Annotated in this window: 2 protein-coding genes and 1 pseudogene; all 3 read left to right on the forward strand. The window is 66.8% G+C overall.

The features are described 5' to 3' along the window. Positions 1–168: 168 nt before the first annotated feature. Positions 169–546: a glycosyltransferase gene (locus tag BL253_RS39040; RefSeq protein ID WP_076823131.1), complete on the forward strand. Its 378-nt coding sequence runs from the start codon at positions 169–171 to the stop codon at positions 544–546. Positions 547–595: 49 nt separating this feature from the next. Continuing rightward, positions 596–949 (forward strand): hypothetical protein, encoded by a 354-nt coding sequence (locus tag BL253_RS39045; RefSeq protein WP_241835546.1) that lies wholly within the window; start codon positions 596–598, stop codon positions 947–949. Positions 950–1,017: 68 nt separating this feature from the next. Continuing rightward, positions 1,018–1,296, forward strand: a pseudogene (locus BL253_RS39050) (hypothetical protein); the annotation flags it as partial.

Raw genomic sequence — 1,296 nt, forward strand, 5'->3', positions numbered from 1 at the left:
TCGGCCGGCGTAGAAGGCCAGGTCACAGGCTTCGAGTGACGCTGGCCACAGTAAGCCCGACAGCCAGTCGATCACTTAAGCGACGGCCATTGGGCTCTGGCGTCAATCCGGGAATGTGCCCAGCGACGACGCCTCAACTGAGGCGGYGGCCCCCTTGGGGACCGACGAATGAAGATCGTCCACAGCACTGACTGCTATCTGCCGAGGCTGGGCGGGATCGAACTCCACGTCCAGGACCTGGCTCACCGGCAACGGGTCCTCGGCCATCGCGTCATGGTCGCCACCCGGTCCGCGCTGCGTATCGACGCCGCCGGCCCTGGGGAAGCAGACATCCTGCGCCGCCGATCCGTGGACATCGACCAGCTTGCGCGACTCGATCCCGACGTGGTCCACGTCCACCTGTCGGTGGTCTCGCCGTTCGCACCGCAGACCGCGAATCGAGCGGCGATGCTCGGTGTCCCGAAGGTCGTCACGGTTCACTCGCTTTGGAACGACATCGCCCGCGTCGCGCTGGTCATGCGCTCTCTAACCGGCGCGCACCGATGACCCGTCGTCTGGGCCGCGGTGAGCCGGCAGGGTCGCCGGGACGCCCGTCGTGCTGGAGGCGACCCTGGACCGCGACCTGCTGACCAAGGCGGTCCGACTGCTTCGCGGAGTCTCACCGGTCGTGCCTCTTCCGCCCATATTCGACCCGACCGCGGCCCTCACGCCGCGGGAGGGCCTGACGCATCGCGTGAACGTGCGGCCTCAGCTGCCCGCGAAGATCCGGGCGCTCAGAGCGCACGGCTCTCAGGCCGAAGGCGGCGACACGATCCGGACGCTCGCCCTGCTGCTGYGCCTGCCGAGGCCGATCCGGAGCTGGGTGCTTGGTACCGAATGGTTCAGGGAAGTGGGACGCGATCCTTCCGGTGCACTTCTCGACGACATCTTCGCGACCCTGCGCGCCTAGCTGGTTCCGGAGCCCGGGCCGACACTCGTACAGGTTGATTGCAGGATCACTTCGCGATGCTGCCGCGCATGACCACCGAACTGAGCGTCCGCTGGCCCTTCTCCCGGGCGGGCGAGATGCTGAACAAGGTCCCCGAGATCACGATCTGGTTCTGGGTAATCAAGATCCTCTGCACGACCGTCGGCGAGAGTTTCGCCGACTGGATCAACATGACGCTCGGCGTCGGCCTCACCAACACGGCGCTCATCTTCACCGTCGTCCTGGCCGCGGTGCTCTACGCGCAGATGCGACTCCGCCGGTACGTGCCGTCGATTTACTGGCTCACCGTCGTGGTCGTGAGCATCACC

The sequence above is a fragment of the Pseudofrankia asymbiotica genome, assembly GCF_001983105.1.
Classification (GTDB): Bacteria; Actinomycetota; Actinomycetes; order Frankiales; family Frankiaceae; genus Pseudofrankia; species Pseudofrankia asymbiotica.